General features: G+C 66.3%; 9 protein-coding genes. 7 read left to right on the forward strand and 2 right to left on the reverse strand.

The window, feature by feature from the left end; genetic code table 11:
• The 5 genes from B2W70_RS07360 to B2W70_RS07380 form a co-directional block, all read left to right on the forward strand.
• The coding region (locus tag B2W70_RS07360; RefSeq protein ID WP_286744331.1) for a PDR/VanB family oxidoreductase at positions 1-1,204 on the forward strand (1,204 nt) is incomplete at its 5' end.
• A 36-nt stretch (positions 1,205-1,240) separates the two neighbouring features.
• Positions 1,241-1,867, forward strand: a complete 627-nt coding sequence (locus B2W70_RS07365) for a glutathione binding-like protein (protein WP_286744334.1) — start codon at positions 1,241-1,243, stop codon at positions 1,865-1,867.
• A gap of 93 nt (positions 1,868-1,960) precedes the next feature.
• Entirely contained in the window at positions 1,961-3,028 is a 1,068-nt protein-coding gene (locus tag B2W70_RS07370) for a hypothetical protein (RefSeq protein ID WP_286744336.1), read from the forward strand.
• Entirely contained in the window at positions 3,021-4,391 is a 1,371-nt protein-coding gene (gene gor, locus B2W70_RS07375; RefSeq protein WP_286744337.1) for a glutathione-disulfide reductase, read from the forward strand. Before B2W70_RS07370 ends, gor begins: the two co-directional genes overlap by 8 nt.
• A 27-nt stretch (positions 4,392-4,418) precedes the next feature.
• A complete protein-coding gene (locus tag B2W70_RS07380; RefSeq protein ID WP_286744340.1) occupies positions 4,419-4,901 on the forward strand; it encodes a nuclear transport factor 2 family protein in 483 nt (160 codons plus the stop codon).
• Positions 4,902-4,950: 49 nt separating this feature from the next.
• Here B2W70_RS07380 and B2W70_RS07385 read toward each other — a convergent pair whose 3' ends face one another.
• Both B2W70_RS07385 and B2W70_RS07390 read right to left on the reverse strand, forming a co-directional pair.
• The gene (locus B2W70_RS07385; RefSeq protein ID WP_286744343.1) at positions 4,951-5,913 is read right to left on the reverse strand and encodes an SdiA-regulated domain-containing protein; all 963 of its coding nucleotides are present in this window, start codon (positions 5,911-5,913) and stop codon (positions 4,951-4,953) included.
• 45 nt (positions 5,914-5,958) lie between these two features.
• Positions 5,959-6,624, reverse strand: a complete 666-nt coding sequence (locus B2W70_RS07390) for a lamin tail domain-containing protein (RefSeq protein ID WP_286744345.1) — start codon at positions 6,622-6,624, stop codon at positions 5,959-5,961.
• Positions 6,625-6,846: 222 nt separating this feature from the next.
• On the opposite strand from B2W70_RS07390, the gene B2W70_RS07395 reads away from it, so the two are divergent.
• Entirely contained in the window at positions 6,847-7,065 is a 219-nt protein-coding gene (locus B2W70_RS07395; RefSeq protein ID WP_152987491.1) for a hypothetical protein, read from the forward strand.
• A 210-nt stretch (positions 7,066-7,275) separates the two neighbouring features.
• Positions 7,276-7,629 carry a hypothetical protein gene (locus B2W70_RS07400; protein ID WP_286744346.1) on the forward strand — a complete coding sequence of 118 codons (354 nt, stop codon included), beginning with the start codon at positions 7,276-7,278 and terminating at the stop codon, positions 7,627-7,629.
• Positions 7,630-7,642 lie beyond the last annotated feature (13 nt).

A 7,642-nucleotide genomic window follows, 5' to 3' on the forward strand; every position in this document is an offset into this window, starting at 1 on the left:
GGAGTTGCCCTCTTACCGAGCCCGGGTCGAGCGCGCCTTCGTCATCACCATCGAAGCCTACGACTGGAACTGCCCGCAGCACATCACGCCGCGCTTCACCGAGGCCGAGGTGCAGGAGGCCGTGGCGCCCTTGCATGCCGAGATCGCTTCGCTGAAGGCGGAGCTGGACGCGGCCAGGCATGCTGCCCCTCAACCGATCGCCGCACCGGCATCCGCGCCACAACGCGCACCCAGCCCACAGGTGCTGGGCTCGGGCCCCCTGCCCCTGCGCATCACGGGCATCCGCCAACTCACGCCGCGCGTGAGGGCCTACGAGCTGCGCACGGTGGACGGTGGTGCCCTGCCCGCCATCCAGGCCGGCGCGCACCTGGACGTGCCCGTGGCCCTGCCATCTGGCGTGCTCACCTCGCGCCGCTATTCGATCAGCTCCAACCCGACGCGCCGCGATGCTTACGAGATCGCCGTGCTGCACGAGCCAACGGGCCAGGGCGGTTCCGCCGCCATCCACGCCACCTTCGAGTTGGGCATGGTCTTGAACTGCAACGTGCCCGGCAATGACTTTGCGCTGGTTGACTCGGCCGGGCCCATCATCCTGGTGGCAGCTGGCATTGGCATCACGCCAATCAAAGCCATGGCGCTGGAGCTGCTGGCCCAAGGCCGCGAGTTCGTTTTGCACTACGCCTACCGTTCGCGAAATGAGGCGGCCTACCTGGACCGCCTGGAGCGCCAGATCGGCAGTCGCCTGGTGTCCCACGATGCTTCGGCGAACCGCAAGCTGGACGTCGCCGCCTTGCTGCAAAGCGCCCCGACGGGATCGCACCTCTACGTGTGTGGGCCCGCTCGCCTGATCGACGCAGTCAACGAAGCCGCCCGCCAGCAGGGCCTGAGCAGCGAACGCGTGCACTACGAAGCTTTTGTGCTGGACACGGCCCACCCAGGCCACCCCTTCGTCGCCAAGCTCGCCAAACAGGACAAGACCGTGGAGGTGCCTGCCAACGTGAGCCTGCTGCAGGCCCTGGAGAACGCGGGCGTCCCTGTGCCTTCGGGATGCCGCACCGGTACCTGCGGGACCTGCGTGGTGCGCGCCACCGCAGGCGAGGTGGTGCACCACGACAGCTACCTGAGCCCCGAACAACAAGCCGCCGGGCAAATGTGCCCGTGCGTTTCCCGGGCGCAGTCCGATGCGCTGACCCTGGACCTGTGACCCCCTGACCCCCTGACGCCACCCCAAGGAACCAACATGATCGACGTCTACACCGCCAACACCCCCAACGGCCTGAAGATCCCGATGGCGCTGGAAGAGATGGGCGTGCCCCATGTCCTGCACAAGCTGGACCTGGGCCGCAACGACCAGAAGCAGCCCGACTTCCTGCGCATCAACCCCAATGGCCGCATCCCGGCCATCGTCGACCACGATGCCCCTGGCGCCCATGGGCCGCTGTCGGTGTTCGAGTCGGGCGCCATCTTGTGGCACCTGGCCGAGCGCTTTGGCCAGCTGATCCCCTCCGACACCGTGGGCCGCACCCGCGCACTCGAATACCTGTTCTTCCAGGTGGGCGGTGTGGGCCCGATGTTCGGGCAGGCCGGCTGGTTTCAGCGCAACGCACCCGAGCTGACCGTGGCCGTCAAACGCTACCAGGATGAGTCGCTCCGCCTGACCGCCGTGCTGGAAAGCCGCCTGGCCACGACCCCCTGGTTGGCGGGCGAAAGCTACTCCATCGCCGACATCGCCCACTTTGGCTGGCTGCGCGTGGCCCCCACTTACCTGGGCATGGACATGACGCCCTACCCCGCTGTGCAGGCTTGGGTGCATGCCATCACGACCCGCCCTGCCACCCAGCGGGCCTTGGCCGCACTGGCGGGCTGATTGTTCCATTCAGCGGACTGGTTCATTGCGTTGAGCATGTATTCACATCGACAGTCGAACTAATCAGAATGACTTCATCAACGAGGTCACACCATGTCTGCCACCCCATCCACCGCTGTTCATCCGACCCAAGCCGGCTTGCCCGGCGAGCGGGTCATGCCGCATGCCCCCTTGGTGCGCTTGCCCAGCGGCATGGACTGCATCCCGCAGCATTACGTGACCTACCACCACGACCTGGCCTCGCTGTCCGAGATCGCTGCGCGGGTCAGCTTCGATGCGCACACCCTGGTGTTTGCCTCGCAAGACGAGCACGGCATGCACATCCAGATCGGCTTGATCGGGCGCGAGAACTACGACCGTGGCCAGGCCGTGCGCCCCGCCAAGCTGGTTTACGGCCGCAAGTGGCGCATCGATGCCGACACCCCCAGCTCCGAGATCGTGCAGACCATCTTCCTGGCGATCAAAAAGGCCCGCGAGCACGAGGTTCGCGAGTTGCTGACCCTCCGCGATGGCCGCCATGGCGCCAGCAGTGCCGCGCTGAGCAATCACCTGGACCTGCCCATGCTGGTGCAACAGCGCCAATGGCTGACACACGCTCGGGTGAACAACGCCACCGATGCCGAGCGCGTTCAACATGTCCTGGCCGGCTTGCGCTTTGCCCAGCGCACGCTGCACCTGCGCTCGCTCCATTTCTTTGGTGGGCAAGCCTGGGTCGAAGTGACCCTGGGCGAGCAGGCACCCGGCCGTGCCGAAGAGGGCGATCTGCCCGAGTTCGCGGACTTGCGCCTGTGCGTGCGCTTTGACCCATCGCAGCCCCACCAACTCATCTACGAGCTGATGGACGCCTTGATTCAACACAGCGACCGGCACGTCGACGAGACCTTTCTGTTCGACGGCTTTGCCCGCTTCAGCCGCCAGATCGACCCGCGCTTGCTGGCTCGGCTGTCCATCGCCTCGCGCCCCTATGGCCGAGACCAGGGCAACACGCGCTTTTACAGTGGGTTTCAACGTGCCAACTACGACACCGATGCCGGGCGGGCGCCACACTTGGGCACGGGGGCGCTGGCCCAGCGCAATCGCCGCCTGATCGAGGCTCACCCGACGCTGCAAGGCCACATGCCCCGAGGCTTCCTGACACCTGAACGAGGACGACATGCCTGATTTCGACCACCAACTGTTTGTCATCGGCGGAGGCTCCGGCGGCGTGCGCGCGGCCCGGGTTGCCGCCAGCCTGGGCGCCAAGGTGGCCATCGCCGAGCGCTTTCGCTACGGCGGCACCTGCGTGATCCGGGGCTGCGTGCCCAAGAAGCTGCTGGTCTACGCGGCCCAATTCGCCGAGTCCTTCGACGATGCGGCCGGCTTTGGCTGGCGCGTGCCGCAGGCCGAGTTCTCGTGGCCCGCGCTGATTGCCGCCAAAGACAAAGAGATCACCCGCCTGAGCGGCTTGTATGAGCGCAACCTCGGCCAGTCGAAGGTCGAGGTCCTGCATGGCGACGCCCGCCTGATCGACCCGCACACGGTGGAGGTCAATGGCCAGCGCCACACCGCGCAACACATCCTGGTGGCCACGGGCGGCACGCCCAACCTGCCATCCGTTCCTGGCATCGAGCACGCCATCACCTCCAACGAAGCCTTTGACCTGCCCCAACTGCCGCGCCGCATCCTGATCGTGGGCGGGGGTTACATCGCGGTGGAGTTCGCCGGCATCTTCAAGGGCCTGGGAGCGCAAACCACCTTGAGCCACCGGGGCGACAAGCTCCTGCGCGGCTTCGATGAGGACGTGCGCAGCCACCTGCAAGCCGAGATGCAGAACAAGGGCGTCCAGCTGCTGCTGAACAACGAGGTGCAAAGCATCGAGCGCTTACCCGACGGCAGCTTGAGCGTGACGATGCGCCACGCTGCCGCACCCCAGGTGTTCGATGCGGTGATGTACGCCACCGGGCGCCGCCCTCAAACCCAGGGCCTGGGTCTGGATGAAGTGGGCGTGGCCTTGGACGCCGAGGGCGGCATCGTCGTCGACGAGCACGGCACCACCAACGTCCCCAGCATCCACGCTGTGGGCGACGTCACCAACGGCCTGGCCTTGACGCCCGTGGCCATCCGCGAAGGCGCGGCCCTGGCGCACAGGCTGTTCGGGCCCACGCCCGTTGGCAGCGCCATCCAGTGCGTGCCCACCGCCGTGTTCAGCCAACCACCCGTGGGCACCGTCGGGCTGAGCGAAGCGGCGGCATGGGCCGAGCACACCAGCCTGGACATCTACCGCTCCACCTTCCGCAACATGCGCCACACGCTGGCGGGCCGCGACGAGCGCACCCTCGTCAAGCTGATCGTCGACACCCACAGCCAGCGGGTGCTGGGTGCGCACATGGTCGGTGCCGATGCCCCCGAAATCATCCAGGGGCTGGCGATCGCGATCCGCATGGGCGCCACCAAGGCCGATTTCGACGCCACCGTGGCCCTGCACCCTTCCGCCGCCGAAGAGTTTGTGACCTTGAAAGACAAGGTCACGCTGACGCGCCCTTGAGGACCCTTGCCACCATCAGGACAACACATGAACACCCAAATCGATCCCCCACGCCCTCCGCTGCCACCGTTTGACCGCGCGGACGCCATCAAAAAGGTCAGGTTGGCCGAAGACGCGTGGAACACCCGCGACGCCCAACGCGTGGCCTTGGCCTACACGCGCGACAGCCGCTGGCGCAACCGCGCCGAATTCATCCAGGGGCGCGAAGAGATCGATGCCTTCCTGCGCCGCAAATGGGCCAAGGAACACGACTACCGCCTCATCAAGGAAATCTGGGCGCACGACACGCACCGCATCGCGGTCCGCTTCGTCTACGAATGGCGAGACGACAGCGGCCAGTGGTTTCGCTCGCACGGCAACGAGAACTGGGCGTTCGACGACCACGGGTACATGGCCGTGCGCCACGCCAGCATCAACGACCACGCGATCGCCGAAGTGGACCGCAAGTTCCACTGGCCACAAGGGCGGCGGCCTGACGACCACCCCGGTCTGACCGAGCTGGGGCTGTGACGCCTCCAGGCCGCCGGGCGGCATGCCTGGTGGCAAGCCCGGGGCCTTGTCAGCCGCGTTGGCGACGGCGAGCCACGAACACCGCAGCCAGGCCAGCAGCCATCAGGGCGTAAGCCTCGGGCTCCGGCACGGCGCTCAGCACGAACAGGCGCGAGTTGGGCGTGCCCGAATCTTCGGCCACCAGGTAGATGGTGCCGCGCTCGTCGATGGTCACGCCTTCGATGGCCTGGGTGGTCACGCCGCTGAGGTCGAACTGGCTGAGGATGCTGCCGGAGCTGCGGTCGATCTCGATGAGCTTGCGCGAATCCAGGCTCAGCACCAGCAGGTTGTCGGCGGCGTTGGTGCCGACCAGGGCGTCGACGCCCGACAGCGTCTGGATGTCCGACAGGCTGTTCAAGCCGAACACCGACGAAGCGCCCGAGAACAGCACGTTGTTGGTGGCCGTGCCGCCGCCCACGGCGAAGGTCAGCGAGTGTTCGCGCAGCTGTGCCGGGTCGTCTTGCTTGACGCTGAAGAACTTGCCCGTCAGCGGGTCGTAGCTGATGCCTTCGGTGCCCACGTTCTTGACGCTGGTGGTGCTGCCGGTGATGGCCACCTTGGGCTGGTTGTTCAGGGCGACGCTGCCGCCGTTGCTGTAGTCGAACTGGTAGGCGATCTGCGGGCGCTCGTCAACGACGACCAGCCGGCCGTTGCCCAGGTAGGTCAGGCCTTCGGCGTCGTTGTTGGAGCTGCCGGTGCCGGCCCAGTTGAAGGACATGGTGCCCAGCGTCTGGCCAGTGCGAGAGATCTCGACCACGCCCAGGCCTTCGTCGCCGACGATGAACAGCGAGCCGCGATCGCGGGCGTAGGTCACGGCCGAAGCCTCCAGACCCAGGCCACCCAGCGATGCGATGGTGTGGTTGCCGGTGAGCTGGTAGTTGCCCAGGTTGAGGGCGTTTTGAGCGTGCGCGGGTGCGGCCGACAGCAGGGCCAGGGTGGCGGCGGTGGCCAGCTTGGTGAACAGGGACTTCATGGGGACAACTCCGATGGGTACAAGGTGTGCGGGGGCGCGGGCCGATCAGCCTTGGCGACGGCGGCGGGCCAGGGCGCCGATGGCCAGCAGGCCACCCAGCGTCAGGGCGTATTGCGATGGCTCGGGCACGGCGGGAGCCAGCGTGAAGACGCCGGGGTTGCCGATGTGCCCGTCTGCGTTGGCGTAAGAGCCGAAGGCATCACCCACCGAGGACAGCACCCAGCCCGTGGCGTCGCTGCCATCGAGCACGGCCAGGCTGCCTGGGTTGCCGCTGATGTCTTGCGTGCGGATGCTGCCGGGCACGAAGTTGGTGTCGCCGTAGCGCAGGCGGTCGACCAGGGCGCCGCTGGCGTTGTAGAGGTTGATCTCGTCGTTGCGGCCCAGGTTGGTGCCGTTGCCACCGATGACCTTGACGCCCGAGGCCAGCGACCACTTGGTGCGGAAGGTGGCGGCGTCGTCTTCGGCCAGGATCACGCTTTCACCGGCGGCCAGGGTGCCGAAGTCCGACAGGCTGACGGTGCCAGCGGTGCGCGAGTCGTCGTCGAAGGACCAACCCGTCAGGTCGAGGGCGGCGCCACTGAGGTTGGTGAACTCGATGAACTCGCTGCCGTTGTACATCCACTCGGTGATGGCAACGGGGCTGGCGGCGTGGGCAGCGTGGCCCAGGCTCAGGGCGGCGGCAAACAGGGCGGGGCGGACGAGGGACTTCATGGGACAGCTCCGAAAGATCGTTTGCTGCGGAGTCTGAACACGGCCCGTGACACGCTTGCCGAAACCACGCGGCAACCCCATGAGCCGATCGGATCATGCTTGCGTGGCGTGATCTGAACGGATCAATCGGAACGCGGGGGGATCAGTTTCAAAACGTGTGGCCTGCACGACAATCGATCATCAAGACGCTGTGTCTTGTGTTGGTTGATTGAGGAGTTCGCCATGCATCCAAGCCCTGCTGACACCAAAGTGGTCGCCGTCAAGGTGATCGAGGTCTTGCCTCGCACCGGCCTCGCCTGGGTGCAATCAGAGGACATGCAGGAGTGGGCATTGACCCGCAGCACGCCTGGCGTCGACCTCGAGGGCCTGCGTGCCGGGCAGCAGGTGATGCTGCAGGTGCGCGAACACGAAGGGCGAAATTTGCCTGTCGCTTGCCATTGAAGGCGAAATGTTCATACGATATGCGTGTTTTCACAATGTTGTCACGCAGTCATGAGCCAAACCACCTCGCCAACCCCTGAGCCCACGGCCACCGTCAAACAAACCGCCAGCCAGCCTGCTGCAAAGCGGGCCGTTGCCAAAACGGCGGTTGCAAGCAAGGCGCCCGCCAAAAAAGCTTCTGCCCGGAAGGTCGCCGTCAAGAAGGTGGTGGTGAAAAAAGTGGCTGTCAAGAAGCCGGCACCCCAAGCTGCGAAGCCGGTCAAGGCGCCCAAGGTTGCCAACCCCGCCGCCGCCGCCAAGCCGGCCAAAGCTCCGAAAGCGGCCAAGCCCGCAAAGGTTGCGAAGGCCCCCAAGGTCGTGCGCGACTCCTTCACCATGCCGCAGCCCGACTTCGACATCATCGACCGCATCAAGCTGCGCGCCATCGAGTGGAAGCAGCCCGTCAAGAAGAGCGAGGTGCTGCGCGCGGCCCTGCACGCGCTCGAGGCGCTGAGCGACGCCAAGGTGCGCGCGCTGCTCACGGGCCTGGCGCCCATCAAAAAGGGTCGCCCCAAGGCGGACTGACCCGAGCCATAAC

The sequence above is a fragment of the Aquabacterium sp. UBA2148 genome, from assembly GCF_002328915.1.
Taxonomy (GTDB): Bacteria; Pseudomonadota; Gammaproteobacteria; order Burkholderiales; family Burkholderiaceae_C; genus Aquabacterium; species Aquabacterium parvum.